The organism is Brucella pseudintermedia, from assembly GCF_008932435.1.
GTDB classification, from domain to species: domain Bacteria; phylum Pseudomonadota; class Alphaproteobacteria; order Rhizobiales; family Rhizobiaceae; genus Brucella; species Brucella pseudintermedia.
In genome coordinates, this window is record NZ_WBWE01000020.1 from 15482 (window position 1) to 36506 (window position 21025).

Sequence of the window (21025 nt, forward strand, 5' to 3'; positions counted from 1 at the left end):
ATTCCTCCCTTGCTATTCGCCGGCAAGCGGCGTGACGGACGATTTTCGGTCGTTGGCGACAGCGAAACGGTCGCTGCCCTGCGCGGCATGAAGCTGGCGGTAACGGCCATCCTTGCGGGCCAGCAATTCCGTATGGCTTCCGTGTTCAACGATCCTGCCATCCTCGACCACGACGATGCGGTCGGCATTGGCGATGGTCGCGAGCCGATGGGCGATGACCAGCGTCGTGCGCCCCTCGGAAAGCTCTGCCAGAGATTGCTGGATGGCCCGCTCCGTCTCGGTGTCGAGCGCCGAGGTCGCCTCATCGAGGATCAGGATCGGCGGGTTTTTGAGAAAGATGCGGGCGATGGAGAGGCGCTGCTTCTGCCCGCCCGACAGTTTTACGCCGCGTTCGCCAATGATCGTGTCGAGACCAGCGGAAAGCGAGGAGATCACGCCATCCAGACGGGCGCGTCGGGCCGCGTCGACGATCTCCGCTTCGGTGGCATTGAGACGGCCATAGGCGATGTTCTCGCGGATGGTGCCGGCGAACAGGAACACGTCCTGCTGCACGATGCCGATATTCGAGCGCAGCGACTTCAAGGTCATGTCACGGATATCGATGTCGTCAATCGTGATCGCGCCGCCCGTCACCTCGTAGAAGCGCGGCAGCAACGAGCATATCGTCGTCTTGCCCGCGCCGGACGGGCCGACGAAGGCGACGGTCTCTCCGGCACGGATTGACAGGTTCAGCTCCTCGAACACCGGCTTGTCCGGGCTATAGCCGAAACGAACATCACGATAGTCGATGTCGCCGTTCAGCCGCTCGACGGAACGGGCTTCCGGTCGATCAGCAATATCCGGCCTTGTGTCGAGGAACTGCGTATATCGCTGGAAGCCGGCGATGCCCTTCGGGTAGCTCTCAATGATCGAATTGATCTTGTCGATTGGCCGGAAGAACACACCAACCAGCAGCAGGAAGCCGACGAAGCCGCCAGCGGTCAGCTCGCCGCGCACAACGAACCATGCGCCGGCCAGCATGACCACCACCTGCACGAAGCGCATCGACAGGTATGAGAGCGACATGGACGCCGCCATGACCTTGTAGGCTTCGAGCTTGGTGGTGAGATAGTTGCGGTTGTTCTCGGCGAACAGTTTTCGCTCGTGATCCTCATTGGTGAAGGCTTGCACCACGCGGATGCCGCCGACATTCTCCTCGATGCGGGCGTTGAACTCGCCGATCCTGCCATAGAGCGCATGAGAATTGGCAGTCATGCGCTTGCCGTAAAGCGTGGTGACGACCGCCGTGACCGGAACGATGGTCGCGGTGATCAGTGCCAGCGGTACATGCACCCACATCATCAGGAAGAATGCCCCGATCAGGGTCATGAGAGCGATGAACAGGTCTTCCGGGCCGTGATGGGCGACCTCGCCGATTTCCTCCAAATCCTTGGTCAGCCTTGCGACCAGATGGCCGGTCTTCTGATTGTCGAAGAAACCGAAGGAGAGCTTTTGCAGATGGTCGAAGGCTTTCCTTCGCATCTCCGTCTCGATCTTCAGGCCGAGCATATGGCCCCAATAGGTGACGATGATCTGGAGACCGGCGTTGACGAGGTAGATGACGAACAAACCAAGAGAGGCCAGCGCGATCATGCCGATCTGGTTGGTCGGAAGCAGGCGGTCGATGAACAGCGTCACGGCGACGGGAAAGGCCAGTTCCAGCAGGCCCGCAACCACAGCACTGGAGAAATCGAGCGCGAACAGGCCATGATGCGGACGGTAATAGGCGGCGAAACGCTTCAGAAGATCAGTCACCATGCCGCTCCTTTCCCGAACGACGAGACGTGTCCAGATGCACAACGGGAGCAACCTGCCGGCCTTTTGGAACGATCAGCGGTGTACCAGACACTGGATCGGGGATGATGACGGACGGCAGGCCAAATACGTCTTCGACCAGTTGCTCGGTGACGATAGCTGAGGGTCTGCCTTCGGCGACAATTGCGCCGTCCTTCATGGCGATGAGGTGCGAGGCGTAGCGGCAGGCATGATTGAGGTCGTGCAGCACGGCGACGACGGTGCGGCTCTGACGGTTGAGATCGGCCAGCAGGTCCATGAGTTCGATCTGGTGGGCGATGTCGAGGAAAGTGGTTGGCTCATCCAGCAGCAGGATCGGCGTTTCCTGCGCCAGAACCATCGCCACCCAGACGCGCTGCCGCTGGCCGCCGGAAAGCTCGTCCACCAAGCGGGCCGACAGGTCCGTGACGCGGGTTGCTTCCATCGCCGTAATGACGGCTTCCTCGTCGGCCTTGGACCATTGCCGGAAGAAGGACTGGTGCGGATAGCGACCGCGCGCCACCAGATCGGCAACGGTGATGCCCTCTGGCGCGATGGACGATTGCGGAAGCAAACCGAGACGGCGGGCGACCTCCTTGGCGGCAAGATCGGAAATGCTGTGTCCGTCGAGGATCACCTGTCCGGCGGCAGGGACAAGCAGACGCGACAAGGCGCGCAACAGCGTGGACTTGCCGCAAGCGTTCGGGCCGACGATCACGGTGAAGGAGCCATCAGGCACGGCGACCGAAAGATTCCGCGAAATCGTCCGCTCGTCATAGCGCAGGGTCACATTGTCCGCATGAAGGCGGTCTGTCATTTGTGGCCCTCCCTGTAGAGCAGCCAGACGAAGTAGAGACCGCCGATGCTCACCGTCATGACACCAACGGGAAGCTGGACACCAAAGGCATGCTGCGCGGCCCAATCGGCGGCAAGCAACAGAAGACCACCCATAAGCGCGGAGGGAATCAGCACCACACCGGCCGAGCGGGTCAGCCGCCTTGCAATCTGCGGTGCGGCAAGCGCGATGAAGGAAATCGGACCGGCTGCCGCCGTGACGATTGCGGTCAACGCCACACCGAGAACCATCAAGGCAAGCCGTGTCCTGTTTGCATTGACACCGGACGCCCTTGCCGCATCGTCACCCATCTCAAGCTGGCGCATCGGGCGAGCGAGGAACAAAGTCAGAGGAACGACGACACAAAGCACGATGGCGACCGGCACAAGCTGCTCGAAACCGAGACCGTTGAGCGAACCAGCGCCCCATATCGCGGCGCTCATCGCCACCTGAAGGTCAGCCTCACGGATCATCCAGGCATTGAAGGCCGACAGCATGGCTGCGACACCGATCCCGACCACGATCAGGCGGAAACCTTGCACGCCTCGCCGGTAGGCAAGGAGATAGACAGCCATGGCCGTGAGGATGCCGCCGATCAACGCGCCAGCCGCGGTCTCGTAATAGCCACCGGACAGAAGCAGCATGACCACCAGTGCGCCAGTATAGGAGCCAGCTAAGAAACCGATAATGTCGGGGGAGCCGAGCGGATTGCGGGTGAGGCTCTGGAAGATCGCCCCGCTCATGGCAAGTGCTGCGCCAAGCAGGAAGGCCAGCGCCACGCGCGGCAAACGCCATTCCACGACGATCATTCGCACCATGTCGTCGCCATGACGGGCGAGCGCACCCAACACGTCAGCCAGCGCGATCGGATACTTGCCGCTTGCCAGCGAGAGACCGGCGATGCCGACTGCGAGAACGGCAAGCGCAAGACCAATGAATATCGAAAGCCTGTCGAACCGAGCTGACAGGCGACCGCGGAACCCTCGCACGACATGCACGGAACGGCCCAAATCGATCTGGGATGATACGGCGGCTCTCATAGTCCACTCGCTTTCTTCCGACGTGCCAGCAGGATCAGCACCGGAGCGCCGATGAAGGCGGTAACGATGCCCGCTTCCAGTTCATCCGGAAACAGGATCAGGCGTCCGGCAATATCGGCGGACAGCAGCAGCACCGGCGCATAGATCATGGTCATTGGGATGATCCAGCGTTGATCCGGCCCGCTGAACCAGCGCACCACATGCGGCACCATCAGCCCGACGAAGCCGATCGGGCCGCAAGCGGCGGTGCCTGCACCGGCAAGCAGTGTCACGGCGATGAGTGTCAGGATGCGTGCACGCGGGATGTTCGCACCGAGTGAACGGGCCAAATCGTCGCCGAGCGCAACGGCGTTGAGAGAACGGGCGGCAACCAGCGCGATCAGCAGGCCGAGGCCAATGAACGGAGCGACCGCCGCCACGATCTCCATGTTCCTGCCAGCCACGGAGCCGATGGACCAGAAACGCATGGAGTCGAAAGCCTGCGGATCGAGCAGCGTGATCGCCGAGCCGATGCCACCGAGCACGGCCGACAATGCGACACCCACCAGCACAAGGCGGACGGGCGTCGCACCGTCACGGCCCGCCGCCCCGAGCGCGTAAACAGCAAGCGTGACAAGAACCGCTCCAAGAAAGGCGAACCACAGATAGGTATCAATCGAATGAAAGCCTAACAGGCCGACCGCCAGCGTCACGAAGAAGGCTGCACCGGCATTGACGCCGAGAATGCCGGGATCGGCGAGCGGATTGCGTGTCGCCGCCAGTATCAGCGCGCCAGATACGCCGAAGGAGGCCCCGCAAAGCAACCCAAGCAAGGTTCGCGGCAGGCGGTAATCCCAGATTATGATATGTTCGGCAGAGTTGGTGTCGTAGGCAAACAACGCGTTTTGTGCAGTCGAAATGGCAATTGACCTTGTTCCCACCAGAAGACTTGCCAATGAAACCGCCGCGAGCACTACAAGGCCAAGCAACAGCCCGGCTAGCCGCTTGGTGTTGCCGATCGCAAATCCCGTTCCTTCCTTATCGTCGTGAGGCGAAGCAACAACACTCAAACCCGCGCCTGCCCTTCGATCCAGTAGCCGATGGCGTCGATGCGGTTCTTGTCGAAGCCGAGGACGTCGCGGAAATGCTTGCGGCAATCAGAAGCAGCGCGCGCTTCACCGGCGATGTAAATATAGCCGGGACCTTCTGGCAGTTCCGCGATCGATTCCGCTATACGCGGCAATTCCGTGTAGCCGGGCCGATCTGACTTCAAACCATGCGAATAGTGCCAGACGATTGAAGCGTCGGCTTCCGTAGCGATCTTCTGACGGTCGGCCTCGGAAGGCACTTCCACATGCACAATGGCCCGAAACCCAGCCGGAAGCTCTTCCAGAACACGACCAACAGCCGGAAGCCCGGTAATGTCCGTCAGCATCAACAGCCATTCACTGCATCTGGGTATCCAGAAGCGGCCTTCCGGATTGCAGATGCCGACCACATCGCCGACTTTCGCATTCATGACCCATGAAGCAGCAACACCACCCTCATGCCCGACGATATCAATCGTCATCTCGCAGCGTTCAGCATCCCAGCGACGGATTGTATAAGGACGATTCGGGCAATCTTGCGAGCCATCGGGTCTGCCCCATTTGCCATTTTCCATTTTCACCGGCAACGTCACCGGTGTCTGAGCGTCCGGCTTCAGTGCAAGGCGCACCCATTCGTCGGGATGCCCACTTGGTACCAAGCGCTCGCCGTCCTTAATTTTTATAACCAACCGGGTCAGCGATGGCGACAAGTGCTCAACTGTGATCGTCTCGCCAAAAAAGTAGTCCTCCACATATGGATCATGATGATGGTCGTCATGATGCTCGTGTTTACTATGTGTCATGGTACTAATGCTCCACCTTGCGAGCGGCCTCCGCTAAACGCGGGACAAATTTGGGAAATCCGTACGGGATAGAAAGAACGCTCAACGCTGAGGTGGACCACACCGATACCGGATCATCTAAAGCGACGTAGCCACCACGGCGAACTACTTCCAAAGACTGGAATAATGGCTGATTTTCTAATGCTGCTCTGGCGTCGGCTCCGAACCACATGATCAGAATATCTGCGTTGATCGTATCGATGTGTTCAAGGCTGACTGTCGTAGAGGTCTTATGAGGATTGTTCGAAGCAAGCCTCTCCACACCGGCAGATGGCTTCAGCCCTAATTCCATCAGAGTGGAGACACGAGGATCGGCGGGCAAATAAACAACGATCCCGCTAGAACCAGGAAAATGTGTCCCGAAAGTGAAGGTCTTCCCCCGTAGTTGCTTGTATTGTGTGGAAAGACTCTGAAGAAAACTCTCCGTTTTCTTAATCTGGAGTTTTGCCGTCGAAGAATCTCCCAAAGCCAGTCCGACAAGCTCTGTCTGTTCCCGCCAATCTGCCGCAAACGGACCCGTGCGATATGCGATCGTTGGTGCGATGGTGGAAAGCCTTTTCCATGTCACAGCATCAATATTAGAAGATATCGCCAGAATCAGATCCGGATGCAAGGAAGCGATTTGTTCGAAATCGACCGTTCGGCCCGCCATTAATACGGGGGTGCGCCCTTGAAGCTTTTCCTCGTTCCAAGGAAAAATCCCGCTTGGAAAAAAACTATAGCGTGGCATGGCAATCGGATATTTTCCCAGCGCCAGAACGGCATCCTCCGCATTCCATCCGAAGGTAACGATGCGTTGTGGTTCAGACGTTATCGTCGTTTTTCCCAACGCATGTTCAATTGTAACCGGAAAGGCATCAAGATCGGTGGCCGTGGCAGGTTGCTCAAGCATGAAAATCATCCACGCCAGAAGCCAGAGAAACATCAATCTACGAGACAATCGGAATAATTGGGGAAAAAGCATCATTTTTGCCTAGCTAAAAGCAAAGCGGCAGATGCACCAAATGATACACCTGCCGCAGCCAATCAAAACTTATGTCGCAAGGAAAGAGTAAGCTCGCGAGAAGCGCCTATGAAATTGCCGTAAGACGTTAGCCCTGAAATCGAGGAATAATATTCCTTGTCAAACAGGTTATTGACGTTGACTTGCATCTCTGTCTGTTCACTAAACTTATATCGCGCCATGAGATCGACGACGGCGTAGGCGGGCTGCTCGATCTTGAAATTCGACCCTTGATAGTAGGTCTTGCTTTGAGCGCGGACGCTGCCCCCAATCGTCCAGTTTTCCAGTTCTCCGGGTAGCTGATAGGCTGCACTGAGCTTGAAGAGATGCGACGGCATTTTGTTCGTGTTGTACTTGTCGCCTGAATTCTCGCCCTCAACATATTTGGACTGGCTGTAGGTGTAGCCAAATCCGAGGTTCAGATTGTCCCAAACCTCCCCGCTGACTTCCAGCTCGACCCCGCGTGTCCGAATCTTATCGGCCGCTTCATAGCAAGTATAAGCAACCGGATTGCAATAGGTGAATTCTTCCAACTCGACAGCCAAGCCCTCTTGCGTGGTTTCAAAGAGAGCCACCGATGCATTCAGGCGTCCGCCGAGAAATTCACCCTTGATGCCGATTTCCTTATTATCGCCATCAACCGGCTCAAGTAGCGCACCGTCAACACCGTAGGCCATTTGCGGTTTGAAAATGCCGGTATAGCTTCCATAAACAGAAAAAGTGTCATTCAGATCATAGACGACGCCGATATAGGGAATAAATTTTCCGTTTTCGCTATACTCATCATCGCTGTACATATCATTATTCTTGTACCAGCTTAGACGACCACCAAGAATAACTTTCAACGGGTCTGCAATGTTGAGACGCGTCGAGGCATATATACCTGCCTCGCGTTGATCCAAATCCCCACTGAACGAACCGATGGTTATATTCGGCTTCGCAACAGATGTTGGATCCCAAGTCTCCGGATCGATGACATAGAACGGGCTGCTCCCGCCGACATAGGCATGTTTTTCGCGCATAGCGCTCACGCCGAAGACAACATCATGCTCCCGTCCAAACAACTCCACAGGGCCGGAGGCATGAATATCTCCCGAAAGCTGATCATCGTCATAATCGTAAAGGCGATCGTTCTTACGAACATCGTCACCCACACGCCATGTGAAGGAGGTGAGCATATCGGCGTTCGCCCATATACCACGAGCCGACGCATTAAGCTTCCAGCCATTATCGAAGCGATGTTCAATATCGAGGTAAGCAGTGTTCTGCGTCTTCTTCAAATATTCCCAATCGCTTCCGAGATAGGTCTTCGGAGAGAAATTGTAGAATGATCCGTCTGCCCGAGTGGGCAGACCACCCCAAGTGTAGCCGTCGGTATCTTCTTTTTGATAACTGAAACCCAGACTGACTGTCGTATCTTCGGTTATATCCGCATCGATCACGCCGTAAAGTGTGAGGTTTTTCTGCTCGAAATAATCTCTGTAGCCGTCACCCGCCCCCCCCGAGGCTACGAACCGACCACGCAGAGTTCCGGCCTCATTGAGCGGTCCAGAGGCATCGAATGTTCCGCGCGCCTTGCCATATGATGAGGCAGAAGTCTCAAACGAATATTGTGGCGTTGCCGTGGGGCGCTTTCGAACCAGATTGATCGAAGCTGAAGGATTTCCAGAGCCTTCAGTCAAGCCAGTTGCGCCACGGATGATTTCTACTCGGTCATAAATCGCCAGATTGTCTTGAACCAGAACGTCGCGCGTGAAATTGTTGATCGGGCTGGCTACGCCATCGAACTGAATATTGTTAATTGCATCCCCACGCGCGAAATATTCCCAACGGGTATCTCCGAAACCCTGTGTTGCGGTTATCCCAGGCGCATCCTGAAGTGCCTTGTCGAGCGTGTCGTAATTTTTGTCTTTAATCTGCTGTTGCGTCACCACAGAAACACTTTGCGGTGTTTCCCGAATAGATAGGGGCAGTTTGGTCGCCGTGCTCATCTGACCAGTTGTGTAGGAACCAGAGCCCTCCGTCGTCGCACCTTGACCTTGCACGGTGATCGTATCGAGCACCGTCGAGCCATCACCCGATATACCAGCAGCATTCGCCGCCGCTGTGGGGTCGACAATGGTTACGGTGTTCGCAGCGGTGAAGCGGTAGGAAAGTCCCGTCCCTGCAAGCAACTTGCCTAAGGCGTCTTCCCGCGTGAGATTTCCGGAAACACCGGCCGAAGTCTTACCACGCACCAGATTGGCCGGATACAGAACCTGAAGGTTGGAGAGGTCCCCGAAGCGGGAAATCGCCGTCCCAAGCGAGCCAGCTGGAACCGAATAGTTGATCGTGGCGGATGTCTGCTGCGCTGCCGCGGGCCGCACGGTGGCGGCAGCCGTCAAAGAAATTGCCGTTGACGCCAGAAGCGCCAAACCAAATCCTCCGATGTGTCCTCTTACCCTAGCGGATGACCTGTCCCCAAACTGCTTGACCATAGCCCCTGTCGAACTCCTGTTTTGCGTATTTTACGAGCACGCACGCACTCGTCTTATGCAAAGACGGATTTCGAGGCATACCACCTCACCCCCAAAGTGGACAATAATCGTCAGGATTTGATTTTTTTGAAATTCGGCTCAAACGAGGCGGCAAACCAACCCGTTTTTCTCTCTCGTTTATGCAGGATGGAGAACAACCAGCCAGGGCGACAATTGGAAGGTTCGAACCGGCAACGTCGTCCGGATCGCATCGAGCACGCCATCGGGATTGTTGATGTCAAAAATGCCGCTCACGCGCATGTTCAGCAAACGGCTATCTGTGACGCGGATGGTGCCAGAACGATAACGGTTCACGTCAGCAAGAACCTGCCGAAGTGGACGATCCTCGAAAATCAGTTTGCCGCGCCGCCATGCAACTTCAGCTTCCATATCGACGGGCTGAACCCTGCCAAGCCGCTTGTCATCATAGATGACATATTCTCCGGCGTTGACGACGGCATTGGAGCCGTCAGGTCCAACAACAGAAACAGCACTCTCCTCAACGGATACGGTAACAGTGCCGGACCATTCGTGAACAACGAAACGTGTTCCCAAAGCCGTGGTGCCGCCCGTGGCTGCGACAACGGTGAACGGACGGCTGGCATCCTTGGCGACGTTAAAAAAGGCTCGACCGCGAAGCAAGCGAACAGTGCGGATCGCATCGGTAAAGTCCAGCGCTATTGCTGTGTCGGCATCCAGATCAACCTTCGTTCCATCGGCGAGGGTTACGCTGCGTAATTCGCCCGTTCCGGTAAAATGATCGCTTGTCAGGAAATCCGGTGGGCCAGCCACCATTGCAACGGCGGCTACGGCCAGGGCGGCGGTGCCTCCGGCAAGAAAAGCACGGCGAGACGGGAACGGGCGACAGGCTGTTTGTCGGGAAGCGACCGTGCGCGGATCAGGAATCCGGTCCAGATCGGACCATATGTCGCCGAGCTTGGCGTATTCAGCGCGGTTCAAAGGATCGGACGCCATCCATGCGGCGTGATCGACCCGTTCGCTTTCGGTCGCATCGCCCGAATTGATACGCACGAACCAAGCCAGCGCCTCATCGCGCGATTTTCGTTGTTTATCGTTACTCGTTGCTGCCATCGTGGCCACCGGCTATTTCCTTGCGCAAGACAGGGCGACGCTCCCCGGTCCGAGTATCCGACATATAGACGTATACGAACGGGCACCACCTCACCCTTGTCGCAAATATTTTTTCAAATTCTTTAGTCAATGAGGTCGCCCAGCCGGTCCCGCAGGTGTGCAAGCGCCTTCATAGTTAGTTTTTCTACCGCGCTTTTCGTGATCTTCAATTCGCTGGCGATTTCGGCGTGGCTCAATCCGTCGAACTTGTGCATCAGGAAGACCTGCCGTTGTCGCTGAGGCAATTCCGAAATCGCCTGTTGAAGACGACCCAGACGCTGGCGGTAATCGACAATCCTTTCCGGCGACGGTTTATCGTCAACGGAATCAGGGAACTCGCCCGAAGATAAATAACGCTCAAGCGAACGTTTGCCGCGAATATGGTCTGTCGCCAGATTATCGGCCATGCGAAACAGATAGGAGCGCGGGTTCTTTATGTCGGATTCAACGGGAATGCTTTGAAGCCGCAGAAACGTATCCTGCAACACATCGTCCGCATCCGCATCACGACCAAGGCGACGGGAGAGATGCCTTAACAGTTCTCCGTAACTGGCCGCGAAGCTCTCAAGTATATTTTTCTTCTTGTCTCCGGCCATTTCTTTAGAACCATTCGAGAATTCTCGACATGCATATTAGAATATGCGCCCAATACGGTCGAGTGATCTCCATCATGCGGTACGATAGTGGAGCATCGTACATGCCTCGAATTATCCTTTAGCAAAACTTTCAGTAAAAAATCCAGTTATATGACGAGGGGAAACTCAGTGGGATCGTTCCTCATCCTCCGGCACCTCCTGCCTGAGCCGCGGCCCGTTGGCGAGTCTCCGGCCAAGAGCTTCGAGGAATTTGTCATAACGCTCTCCACCCTTGGCACGGGCAGCGGCCTGCACGGTCTCCGGCAAGGAAGCGGTTGAGTTCAGCCATAAGCGGATGAACAGGGCAAACGCTTCATTGGCAATGCCGACGTCCCGTTCGAGCCGCTGGATGTTACGGTCGATCCGGTCGAGGCGCTTGCCGATCGCTGCTTCCTTCCGTTCATCGGCATCGGGCGAAAGAAACGACGCGATGGCAGCTTCCGCGATCAGGGAATCCGATTGCCCGCGCCTCTCCGCGAAATCCGCGAGGCGACGCTTCAGATCGGGATCCAGGTAGACGGAAAGGCGCTGTTTCTTGTCGGGACGTGGGGGCATGGATCACAACTCCATACCGTCGCTAGGGTCCATCGAAATCTGCCGTGCGACCTGACGCATGTTGCGGGCAAGCGCCCGACTGGTGACGGCATCGCGTTCCGGCTCATCCATGTCGGGATCGAACTCGTTGATGGGTTTTCTTTCCGGTTCCGGCGCTACGTCCTTGTGCGGTTCAAGACCGGGTTCGCGGCGCAGGCCGGCATTGGCCGGATCGTCGTCCGGTTTGGCGTCGTCGTTTATTGCAGATCCGCCTTTGCCAGCAAGCGGAGCCGGGATCGGGTTCAATTCAGACCAATCATCCGCCTTCGGCGCAAACCCGGCCTTCGGATCGGCAGGGGTAGAAAGCACCCGCTCCTTGAAGCGACCATCCTCGAAATACCGCGCCTTCTTCGCGCGGATCGGCGGAATACCGGCAACCATGATAATTTCATCGTCGGGCGGGAGCTGCATGATTTCGCCGGGGGTGAGCAACGGCCGCGCCGTCTCGGAACGAGAAACCATCAGGTGCGACAGCCACGGTGCAAGGCGGTGTCCGGCGTAGTTCTGCATGGCACGCATCTCGGTCGCGGTGCCAAGCGAGTCCGACACTCTTTTTGCGGTCCTTTCGTCATTGGTCGCGAAGCTGACCCTCACATGGCAGTTGTCGAGCACGCTGTTGTTCGCACCGTAAGCCTTCTCGATCTGGTTGAGGCTCTGCGCGATCAGAAAAGCCTTGATCGAATACCCGGCCATGAAGGCAAGCGCGCTCTCGAAGAAGTCGAGCCTGCCGAGCGCCGGAAACTCGTCGAGCATCATCAGCAGCCGGTGGCGACGATCCTTCGCATGCAGGTCTTCCGTCAAGCGCCGGCCAATCTGGTTGAGGACAAGGCGCACGAGCGGTTTGGTACGGGAAATGTCGGACGGCGGCACGACCAGATAGAGCGTTGCCGGTCGCTCCTCGCTGACCAGATCGGCAATGCGCCAGTCGCAACGGCTGGTAACGGCCGCCACGACCGGATCGCGATAGAGGCCAAGGAAAGACATGGCGGTGCTCAAGACGCCGGACCGCTCGTTGTCGGATTTGTTGAGCAGTTCACGGGCGGCGCTGGCAATCACCGGATGCGACCCCTTCTCGCCGAGATGCGGCGTGGTCATCATGGCGGACAAGGTTGTTTCGATAGGACGGCGAGGATCGGAGAGAAAGGCGGCGACGCCCGCCAGCGTCTTGTCCTTCTCCGCATAGAGAACATGCAGGATCGCGCCGACCAGAAGCGAATGGGATGTTTTCTCCCAATGATTCCGCTTTTCCAACGACCCTTCCGGATCGACCAGCACATCGGCGACGTTTTGCACGTCCCGAACCTCCCATTCACCCTTGCGGACCTCCAGCAACGGATTGTAGGCGGAAGACGCCGAATTGGTCGGATCGAACAGCAGAACGCGGCCATGCCTTGCCCGGAAACCGGACGTCAGTTCCCAGTTCTCGCCCTTTATGTCGTGAACGATGGCCGATCCCGCCCAGGTCAGAAGCGTCGGCACGACAAGGCCAACGCCCTTGCCGGATCGCGTCGGGGCAAAGCAAAGCACATGCTCCGCACCGTCATGGCGGAGATATTCGTGTTCATAGCGGCCAAGCACCACGCCGTCGTCGCCAAGCAGGCCGGCCTTTTCGATCTCGTCGCGCTCGGCCCAGCGGGCGGAGCCGAACGTCTTGACGTCCTTCGCCTCGCGTGCGCGCCAGATCGACATGAAGATGGCGACCGCGATTGCGATCAGGCCACCGGATGCGGCAATCGCGCCACCTTCGAGAAAGACGTTCGGCGCATAGGCATCATAGAAATACCACCACCAGAACAGGGCCGGCGGCGGATAGAAGGGCTGACCGGCAAGCTCGAACCAGGGCGAGCCAAGCTGCGGCTGGAAACCAAGACGCCACGCGACCCATTGCGTCGCGCTCCAGACCGCGATGAGCACGATCAGGAAGACGACGGCTATCTGCCCCCAGAGCACGCGCGTAGCCGACAAGGCGGAAACTCCCTTCCAAACATGGTTTCATGTTCAGGGAAAAGGAATTTCCGAAATGATTTCAACATGATTGAACGTCGGCATAGTAGTCTGGCGAAGACGGTCGAAAAAATACTTGCAGGTTGCGGCGTCCCATCTGCATCATATGGTTTGAGACAGTGATTCAGGGACACTCCCATGCCGACCCGCAACGTTGTTCCCGATGAACATCACCAAATGGCGCAACTGAACGCTTTGCGAAAAGCATCCCGCATCGGATTTACCGATCTGGTCGAAGGCCGGTTTGTCGATGTGCCGGCCGATAAGCTGGAAGGCTTCATCGCCGATTTGGGACGTGAAGCGGGCGAACGGCGCGCAAGACCAAAACGGTCACGATAATTCAAAGGCTGTTTTCATCCAGCGCACGGGCATGCTTACGCAGCCGTTCGGGAATATCTCCCCGTTCGCCGGGAAAGGCCAAAAGAAGATCGGCAAAACGCGGTGGATCAAATTCAATGTCCGGCGATCCGGGCATGGCCAGAGCCGCCGTAACACTGCGGCGTTCTCCTGCCAATTTTTCGAACTCGTCATCGGCGCTGGAAAGCGTTGTGATTTTCATCGGCTACCTCCGTCTGACGGCTTGCCCAGCATACACCATTTCCAGAGGGAGCAGCAAACCGCACACGCGATCCGGCGGCCGAATGCCCATCACAAGCCCAAGCCGCGCTTGCGACCAAAGCTCCAGTCAACGCCGCCATCGGCGCGAGCTACGCCGGATATGTGCTGACCAATGTGCTTCTCCACGGAAGGCGTCCACGGCACGAGGCTGAAGCCGAGGCCATCATCGACCATCGCGAAGCGGCCGGATGCCAGGGTGAAACGCCGGCTGTAGGTGCCGGCGACATATTCGCCTGCGGCCGCTTCGCGAAACGGTATGTTCATTTCATGGGAGAGCTTTTCGCCGAGCGCGTCCAGTTCACGTTCGCGGAGCGTGCCGAGAAGATTGCGGGCGAAGATAACCCGCTCGCCCTCTCGCCGCGCCAGACCTTCTTCGATCAGATGTTCGGCCCGCGCTTTCATCGCCTGTTGCACCTCCAGCCCAAAGCCGCCGCCGAGATCGACCGGATCGCGGGCGACAAGCTGGCGGTCGAGCCATGTGGCGCCGTCGGCCGTAGTCTGGGCCTCAAGGGAGAAATCGGAACGAACCGCCAGCGCAACACGGCGCTCCCCTCTCGCATCCTCGAAAGAGCGCAGTTCGACAATCGAACCCGGCGCGCTGTCGCCAGCCGCTTCAATGTCGGGAAGACGGATATGATGGGTGTGGCCGTCCACGCCATCGACCACGGCGAAGGCCGTGCCGCGCAACTCATCGTCAAGGCCGCGTTCGACCAGCCGGCCGATGACCGGCTCGCCGTGCGCTTCGCCGGACAGCACGTAGTCGGCAGCGCCGCGCTCGATACCCTGTTCCGTCAAAGCCCGGTGCATCCGCTTGATGATGTCGCCGCGTAGCCCAAGCTCGCGCAAAGTGGCTTCGGCGTCGCCGGATATGATCCACTGGCCGGGACCGATGGTTTCAGCCAGGCCGAGATGTTCGAGGTGACGAAGCCGGCCGACCTTCTGGATCGAATAATCGTCGGGCTGCTTATCCGGAGACGGAGCAACGTCGATAACGCCTTGCTCGTTGGCGTCGCGGACAAGCTGGCGATCAAGCTGCGTCCAGCGGTCGGCTTCTATCTGACGCTCCAGCGAGCGGCAAATGTCGAGATCGGTACGCGGCCCCAATTCCAGCGTCACGAGATCCTGCGCCCGGTCACGCAGCCCGCTCTTGATATAGTCCCGGTCTATCACGAGGTCTTGCCCGTCCTCAGTGCGACCGCGCACGATGACATGCACATGCGGATTGTCCGTATTCCAGTGATCGACGCCGACCCATTCGAGTTTCGTGCCGAGATCCTTTTCGGCCTGCGCCATCAGCTCGCGCGTGAACCGCTTCAGGTCTTCCATGTCGGCGGCATCTTCTGGCGAGACAATGAACCGGAAATGATGCCGATCATCCTTGCAGCGATCGGCAAATTCCTTCGCGTCGGCATTGTCGGTTTCGGGACCGAACATGCGGGCTTTTTCGCCGTCGCGGGTGACGCCATCACGACGAAGATAATTGAGGTGACGGGCAAGCGGGCCACGGTCGCCCTTGTTGCGGACGATGCGCGCCTTCACCGTGCAGAAGCGGGTGCGATTTGTAATGAGGCGATTGGCGCGCACGCTCGCCACGCGGCCGCGGGCGAAGCTCGGCCCACGGCCCTTGCCGGAGCGGGAAACATGCCCGCCGGCCTTCTGCGCGGCGGCGAGCGCCTGGGCGACGAACGGCCTCGCCCGCTGGGCCTTGCTGGAACGGATGCGCCCAGGACGGACGCGGAAATCGTCGTCCCGGCTCATGGGGTCACTCGCTGCGAGGTGCAGGTTTCATTGAAAACATTCGATAAATTCAGGGTGCGCACATCGCACGCATAGTCCGCGATGTGCGGAAAGCCGGAAAAAAGCCAATCAAAACAACCGACCGTCCAAGCCGCGATGTGCGGCCTTTTATCTTGCCATAACTCTACGGTTGCTTCCGCTGACATACCGCCAACAGTATAGTCTACGACAATACACGAAATAGCACGAATTTCCACGAAAATCATCTCCGAGCTTCTTTATCTGCTGATCCGCGTATGAACAGGCCGTTGGAAGGCGGCGCTAGCGCCGAAAGATCTGTAATCGTGCCGGAATTGAACGATCGGACGGACGGAAGATCGTCGGCGATCTCGACAGTCGCACGAGTAACGAAGAGCTGTGCGATGGACCATTCGGAGCGCGCCGGACGATCCGCCGTGCGATAGGCAACGGCGGCGTCCGCGTCGATCTGCGGAACAATCTTCGCCATGTAGGCGACCGTCTCGGCGGGCAATGGATCGCCAGCGACAAGATGCTTTTCGTAGCGGCCGGGACCGGCATTGTAGGCGGCGAGAAAACCCGGCGAACCGTAGAGTTCATGCAGCTCGGCGAGATAGGCGCTGCCCGCCAGAATGTTATCGCGGGGATCATAGGGATCGTCGCCAAGGCCATGTCGGGCGCGCAATTCCGCCCATGTCGCGGGCATGATCTGCATCAGGCCCATCGCGCCTTTTGGCGAGATGGCGTGCGGATTATGATCGCTCTCGGCCTGCATGACGGCGCGTATCCAGCGTTCGGGAATGGCGAAGCGCTTGGCCGCTTCCGTGATATGAAAGGACCAAGAATCGGACGATGCGACGGCGATGGCCGTGCGCGTCGTCTGCGTTTCGTTTGCCAGCGGATCTGCCATTGCAGCGCATGGCAGCGTGACGATCATGGTGCCTGCGATCAGCAGCGCGATGATCGCAGGAACGGCGGCGCATTGTCCGCCGTCCCGATTGCCCATCAGCCTGCCATCGTGCTCGCTATGGTCAGGGGCAAGGCTTCGCCGACGGCCAACATTTTCCGGACGGGCATCGTCGCAAGACGTGTCCGTTATACGGAAAACAGGCCGTCGCCCCTGACCGCCGCTGCGCGCGACGGCCGCCCCGTTGGCGATCGGGTCGAGGGGAGTGATCGGCGCTCGATCGATCAAAGGGAGTGAGCCTGAAAGTTCGCGGGAAGGATGGCAGCGCATGAGGGTCACGCCTGTTCGTCGCGCCGTGTCTTGCGCGTCCAGTGAAGATTCCACACGTCCTTCCTGGTGTCGGACTCGAACATGCGGGCGCGGATCGGTTCGACGAAGGAAGGATCGTCGATGGTGACGGAGAGATACGCGCCTGCACGCTCGCCGGTTCGGTCCCATGCCGCGCCGACTTCGAGGCCATCGGCGAAGATGCGATGGTTCGGTGCGTTCTCGGCGTCCGTCTCATCGATGGGAAGGATGGTCACTTCGGCGTCGAGGGTGAGCGTGCGGATGCGGCCGAAGAAGCCATCATTGTTGCGGGTGAAGGTGCCTATCTGGGCCATTGCGAAAAACTCCTGCGGTTGAAGAAGCGAGCCGTTCACGGCTCGTCGGAAACTGGCTCGCGGAAGGTTTCCACGACCGGATCGGGATCGTCAGTGGTCCAGAGCGGGATTGCCCTGCCGACGACGGTTGAGAGCGGAAGCGGCCCGAAATAGCGGCTGTCGAAGCTGTCGGGACTGTCCCAGTTCATGAAGAAGGCTTCGCCGGCGCGAAGCGTCCGGCAGCCTTGCCAGACGGGCAGCGGACGGCCCTGGCCGTCGCGCTCGCGGGCCTGCCCGTAGGTCATGCCGTAGGCGGTGATCTGCGCGCCGTTGCGGCAGACGGTTGTTCCGGAAAGTGCCAGCACGCGCTTGAGAAGCGGCAGGCCCTTCGGCAGATAGCGGCGCTCATCGAGGAATCCGGCCAGATCGTCGGGCGGCATGACCACGGCAAGATCGGTGACGTCGAGCTGGTCGCCCTCTGACACATCCAGCGGAACGATCCGGTAGAGGCCGACCGGCACGCTGGCCGACGCGTTCCAGATCATGCGAATAGCGGGCGGGTTCCAGACTGGCAGAGCAATCAGCACTGTGCCGGCCAGCATCGCGAGGAACGTCATACGGCGCATTGTCATGACTGCACCTCGCGGCGGCGCAGCCAGGCGCGATGCTGTTCACGACTGTAGGCGCGGAACGGTTCATTGACGACAAGGCGATTGTGGATGTGCCGCCAGTGATCCGGCGCAACGTCTTCCGGTTCGATGCCAAGCCGCTCGATGGCGTCTATAGTGTCGAGCACCTTCTGAACCTTCGGCCAGCCGTGGATACGCAGAAGGATTTCGCCGCCGGGATCAACCAGAGGCACGGTCTGATAGCCCTCGCCGGGTGCAACGGCGCGCAGAATGTCGATGCGGGAAATGACGGTGCCGTAATCATTCGCGGCCCATCTGACGAACGCGAAAATCGCGCCGGGATCGAAGCCGACGACACGGCGATGACGGTCGATGCGCTGTTCTTCGGCGATCCGGCCGAAATGAATACGCTGCTCGATGCGGTTCTCCCGCCATGTCAGATGAACCAAGGTGCGGGGAGAGGAAGTGTCTGCCTTCATCGACCCGCCCTCCGACTGAAGGGTATAGCAAGCGTCCTCTGCGCTTTCCTTTCAATCGAGAACCAGAGGGAAGGTCGTTCCACGATTAAAGGAAAGCGAGTCCACGATTTGGGGAAAATCAGCAGCCCTTCCACAACGCGATTTCTGGTGGGTTGCGTTAGGAAGAATCCGAAGGATTCTATGTTAGGTAAGTTAGAGGGGCCGGAATCCGCTTTTGGATTCATAAGGATATGGGCCATCAGCGTTCCCGATAGTACGGGAATCGCGTTCCGGATAGCACGGGTTCCAGCGTTCCCGATAGTACGGCTCTGTCCCCACCTTATCCACCGACCGACGCGGCAAGCTGAACCGATCATCGTCCACCCCCTTCCCGCCCGCGCGGCACAATGATTTTCTTCGGTGGTCCCGGGCGGAATGTGAGACGTTGCCTGCCATCCGGATCGTCGGCCAGCGCGAGGCGGTAGCCCGGAAGTGGCTGACGCTCGACAATGGCGTGCAGCTCGAAACGGAAACGCCGGAAAGGTGAAAGACTGCCGGATTTGAGATAGAGGTGTTCAAGATCGAAGCTCCAGCCCCATTGCTGGCGACCGCCATGCTTACGCACGAGACGGTAAAGCCAGCGCTCAAGCCCGCCCATCAGATCGAAATAAGCCCGGTCAATGGTGAGGATCAGGGCGTCATCTATGACGCCGGCATAGAACCAATCCGCCAGGATGAGTTCTATGCCGAGCGGCCGGCCGGTCGCATCCAGTTGCTCTTTCCATTCGGCGATCCACGAGAAGCGGTGCCGCCGACGCTCTGACGGCTGGCGGATCGATGTAACGACTGTTGTGGATTGAAGCCGGTCCAGCGCTGCTTTCAGCCGGTCATAGTTCAGGCCGGAATCCGTGCGGCCGATGAAGGAGAGGATTTCGTAAGGCGTGGCGAACATGAAACGCGAAGTCTGCAAGCCATTGTCGCGGGCCTGAACGATCTGCGAAGCGGCCCATATGAGAATATCGGCGTCCCAGATCGTCGCCATGCCGTGTTCGGCCGTCGCTTCGACCCGGATCGACACATCGCCCATGCGAAAGTCGATTGGCCTCACGCGGCGAGACTTGGCCAACGAAAAAAACGGCCACGACATGAGATCCTGCGCATCGCGGGTGGCGATGTCGCCGCTGCATGGACGGAAGAGTTCAAGCTGCTGGCCCTGATATATCCGGTGCGAGGACATGGCGGCGTCCGCTCAGCACGCGGCGTCAGCGGCAAGGTCAGTGTCTGCGTCGGTGTCCAGCACCTGCAACAGTCGGGGTGGTGCGGCTTCGGACGTCGATAGACGGGCGGCGGCATCAATCCATGCCTGAAGATCGGCGACAGTGTAAACGACACGACCGCCGAGCTTGCGATAGATCGGACCGGTTCCGTCACAACGGTGCTTTTCCAGCGTCCGGGGAGAGAGGCCAAGAAGGTGGGCAGCTTCCACCGTGCGCACGAAACGCGGCCAATTCTCTTCGATCTTCTGTTGCATGTGGGCCTCCATCGCAGTCGCCACCGGAACGGCGGTTCTGTTGCGAGGATGGCGAAATTTATGCGGCCTGGCGGAGTGACAAAATAATCGCCTGCGTAAATGTCCCCCATGCCAGTCGCACCAAAGCCGACGAACGATAGAGGCGAGCAGCACGGTCAACGGCGCGGATGGTCGGGAAATTTCTGGAACGGGCAAAGCAGGCGCGGATAGCCGCCGTTGATCATTTCCTGCGCAGCGCCATAAAGACGGGCAATGCGCCTTCGTTCGGACGTGTTTTTCCAGTCGATAGAACGCAGTCTGCCAAGTTCCGTGTTGAGAAGGACGCTGGCGATTTCCTGACGCGATGCGCCTGCCTCCACGCCGTCCCATACGCGCAGCATCAGGCTGAACCTGTGGAGTTGGTAGCGGGAAAGGCGCAACCAGTATGGCAACGGTCCGGATGGCTTGCCGCTCATCCAGGAGACCAAACGGCGGACGCATTGCTCGCGTTCGGTGTAATATTCGTCAGGCGGCATCTTGATGGCGGCACTAATGATCCGGCGTCCGCATGGAAGCCAGACATAATGATCGCCGTGTTTGTCCCTGACGACCGCATGGAACCCGTCCGCCGTCATATGCCCGGCAAAGGCTGGATCGAACGGATTGAGCAACGGGAAGCCGTTGAAGCCCGCTGGCGCGGGTTCAATGATGATGGTTGCGGGAAACATTCGCGGATGCCAGAGCGGTCGCGCCACCGGAGCCGGCTGAGATGGATCAGCCGGGAAAGGTGACGCCCCAACGTTGAGACAATCGTTTCTCGGCTTCATCCTGTTCCGCGGAGCCGGAAGCAGGGCCTTCGAAAATTTGCTTGTAATCGTCGCGGTAACGTTTATTGCGGCGAAGGAACTCGAAGGTCATGCCACCGCGTCCAAGACGCCGCAGTTCTTCTTCGAACCGTGGCGAGGTCCAGTCCTGCAATGCTTCCATGCCACTCCCCTTGGGAAACTCAACCTTGGGATGGTGGGAGT

General features: G+C 58.6%; 23 protein-coding genes. 1 reads left to right on the forward strand and 22 read right to left on the reverse strand.

Going from position 1 to position 21025, the window contains the following annotated elements:
* Positions 1 to 12: 12 nt before the first annotated feature.
* From F9K78_RS20405 to F9K78_RS20455, 11 genes are all read right to left on the reverse strand, one after another.
* The gene (locus tag F9K78_RS20405) at positions 13 to 1794 is read right to left on the reverse strand and encodes an ABC transporter ATP-binding protein (RefSeq protein WP_151682686.1); all 1782 of its coding nucleotides are present in this window, start codon (positions 1792 to 1794) and stop codon (positions 13 to 15) included.
* Positions 1787 to 2629: an ABC transporter ATP-binding protein gene (locus F9K78_RS20410; RefSeq protein WP_151682663.1), complete on the reverse strand. Its 843-nt coding sequence runs from the start codon at positions 2627 to 2629 to the stop codon at positions 1787 to 1789. The genes F9K78_RS20405 and F9K78_RS20410 overlap by 8 nt, the downstream gene beginning before the upstream one ends.
* On the reverse strand, positions 2626 to 3687 hold the full coding sequence (locus F9K78_RS20415) for a FecCD family ABC transporter permease (RefSeq protein WP_151682664.1): 1062 nt from the start codon (positions 3685 to 3687) through the stop codon (positions 2626 to 2628). The genes F9K78_RS20410 and F9K78_RS20415 overlap by 4 nt, the downstream gene beginning before the upstream one ends.
* A complete protein-coding gene (locus F9K78_RS20420) occupies positions 3684 to 4736 on the reverse strand; it encodes a FecCD family ABC transporter permease (protein ID WP_208851943.1) in 1053 nt (350 codons plus the stop codon). Before F9K78_RS20420 ends, F9K78_RS20415 begins: the two co-directional genes overlap by 4 nt.
* Positions 4733 to 5557, reverse strand: a complete 825-nt coding sequence (locus F9K78_RS20425) for a siderophore-interacting protein (protein ID WP_151682665.1) — start codon at positions 5555 to 5557, stop codon at positions 4733 to 4735. The genes F9K78_RS20420 and F9K78_RS20425 overlap by 4 nt, the downstream gene beginning before the upstream one ends.
* Positions 5558 to 5561: 4 nt before the next feature.
* A complete protein-coding gene (locus F9K78_RS20430; RefSeq protein ID WP_235925489.1) occupies positions 5562 to 6488 on the reverse strand; it encodes an iron-siderophore ABC transporter substrate-binding protein in 927 nt (308 codons plus the stop codon).
* A gap of 134 nt (positions 6489 to 6622) precedes the next feature.
* Positions 6623 to 9013 carry a TonB-dependent siderophore receptor gene (locus F9K78_RS20435; protein ID WP_167518147.1) on the reverse strand — a complete coding sequence of 797 codons (2391 nt, stop codon included), beginning with the start codon at positions 9011 to 9013 and terminating at the stop codon, positions 6623 to 6625.
* A gap of 240 nt (positions 9014 to 9253) precedes the next feature.
* Complete coding sequence (locus F9K78_RS20440; RefSeq protein ID WP_151682667.1) at positions 9254 to 10207, reverse strand: FecR family protein; 954 nt, start codon at positions 10205 to 10207, stop codon at positions 9254 to 9256.
* Between the two features lie 122 nt (positions 10208 to 10329).
* Complete coding sequence (locus tag F9K78_RS20445; RefSeq protein WP_151682668.1) at positions 10330 to 10842, reverse strand: RNA polymerase sigma factor; 513 nt, start codon at positions 10840 to 10842, stop codon at positions 10330 to 10332.
* Positions 10843 to 11007: 165 nt separating this feature from the next.
* Positions 11008 to 11436, reverse strand: coding sequence for a CopG family transcriptional regulator (locus F9K78_RS20450; protein WP_151682669.1), 429 nt, complete (start codon positions 11434 to 11436; stop codon positions 11008 to 11010).
* 3 nt (positions 11437 to 11439) lie between these two features.
* Entirely contained in the window at positions 11440 to 13440 is a 2001-nt protein-coding gene (locus F9K78_RS20455; protein WP_151682670.1) for a conjugal transfer protein TraG, read from the reverse strand.
* Positions 13441 to 13617: 177 nt separating this feature from the next.
* Between F9K78_RS20455 and F9K78_RS20460 the strand changes: the two genes are divergently transcribed.
* On the forward strand, positions 13618 to 13818 hold the full coding sequence (locus F9K78_RS20460; protein WP_151659234.1) for a hypothetical protein: 201 nt from the start codon (positions 13618 to 13620) through the stop codon (positions 13816 to 13818).
* A 1-nt stretch (position 13819) separates the two neighbouring features.
* Here the strand turns inward: F9K78_RS20460 and F9K78_RS22150 are convergent, their stop codons facing one another.
* From F9K78_RS22150 to F9K78_RS20515, 11 genes are all read right to left on the reverse strand, one after another.
* Entirely contained in the window at positions 13820 to 14038 is a 219-nt protein-coding gene (locus F9K78_RS22150) for a hypothetical protein (protein WP_235925490.1), read from the reverse strand.
* Between the two features lie 89 nt (positions 14039 to 14127).
* Positions 14128 to 15855, reverse strand: coding sequence for a relaxase/mobilization nuclease domain-containing protein (locus F9K78_RS20470; protein ID WP_151659233.1), 1728 nt, complete (start codon positions 15853 to 15855; stop codon positions 14128 to 14130).
* A complete protein-coding gene (locus tag F9K78_RS20475; protein ID WP_151682671.1) occupies positions 15852 to 16091 on the reverse strand; it encodes a hypothetical protein in 240 nt (79 codons plus the stop codon). Before F9K78_RS20475 ends, F9K78_RS20470 begins: the two co-directional genes overlap by 4 nt.
* A gap of 5 nt (positions 16092 to 16096) precedes the next feature.
* The gene (locus F9K78_RS20480; RefSeq protein WP_235925491.1) at positions 16097 to 17143 is read right to left on the reverse strand and encodes a lytic transglycosylase domain-containing protein; all 1047 of its coding nucleotides are present in this window, start codon (positions 17141 to 17143) and stop codon (positions 16097 to 16099) included.
* Positions 17095 to 17421 carry a DUF736 domain-containing protein gene (locus tag F9K78_RS20485; RefSeq protein ID WP_151682672.1) on the reverse strand — a complete coding sequence of 109 codons (327 nt, stop codon included), beginning with the start codon at positions 17419 to 17421 and terminating at the stop codon, positions 17095 to 17097. The genes F9K78_RS20480 and F9K78_RS20485 overlap by 49 nt, the downstream gene beginning before the upstream one ends.
* Positions 17422 to 17456: 35 nt before the next feature.
* Positions 17457 to 18032 (reverse strand): S26 family signal peptidase, encoded by a 576-nt coding sequence (locus tag F9K78_RS20490; RefSeq protein ID WP_151682673.1) that lies wholly within the window; start codon positions 18030 to 18032, stop codon positions 17457 to 17459.
* A complete protein-coding gene (locus F9K78_RS20495) occupies positions 18029 to 18508 on the reverse strand; it encodes a DUF2840 domain-containing protein (protein WP_151682674.1) in 480 nt (159 codons plus the stop codon). The genes F9K78_RS20490 and F9K78_RS20495 overlap by 4 nt, the downstream gene beginning before the upstream one ends.
* Positions 18509 to 18860: 352 nt before the next feature.
* The gene (locus F9K78_RS20500) at positions 18861 to 19724 is read right to left on the reverse strand and encodes a replication initiator protein A (RefSeq protein WP_151682675.1); all 864 of its coding nucleotides are present in this window, start codon (positions 19722 to 19724) and stop codon (positions 18861 to 18863) included.
* A 12-nt stretch (positions 19725 to 19736) separates the two neighbouring features.
* Positions 19737 to 20018 carry a helix-turn-helix transcriptional regulator gene (locus F9K78_RS20505; RefSeq protein WP_151682676.1) on the reverse strand — a complete coding sequence of 94 codons (282 nt, stop codon included), beginning with the start codon at positions 20016 to 20018 and terminating at the stop codon, positions 19737 to 19739.
* Positions 20019 to 20173: 155 nt separating this feature from the next.
* Positions 20174 to 20725, reverse strand: a complete 552-nt coding sequence (locus F9K78_RS20510; protein WP_235925492.1) for a DUF2285 domain-containing protein — start codon at positions 20723 to 20725, stop codon at positions 20174 to 20176.
* 46 nt (positions 20726 to 20771) lie between these two features.
* The gene (locus F9K78_RS20515) at positions 20772 to 20984 is read right to left on the reverse strand and encodes a transcriptional regulator domain-containing protein (RefSeq protein WP_151682677.1); all 213 of its coding nucleotides are present in this window, start codon (positions 20982 to 20984) and stop codon (positions 20772 to 20774) included.
* Positions 20985 to 21025 lie beyond the last annotated feature (41 nt).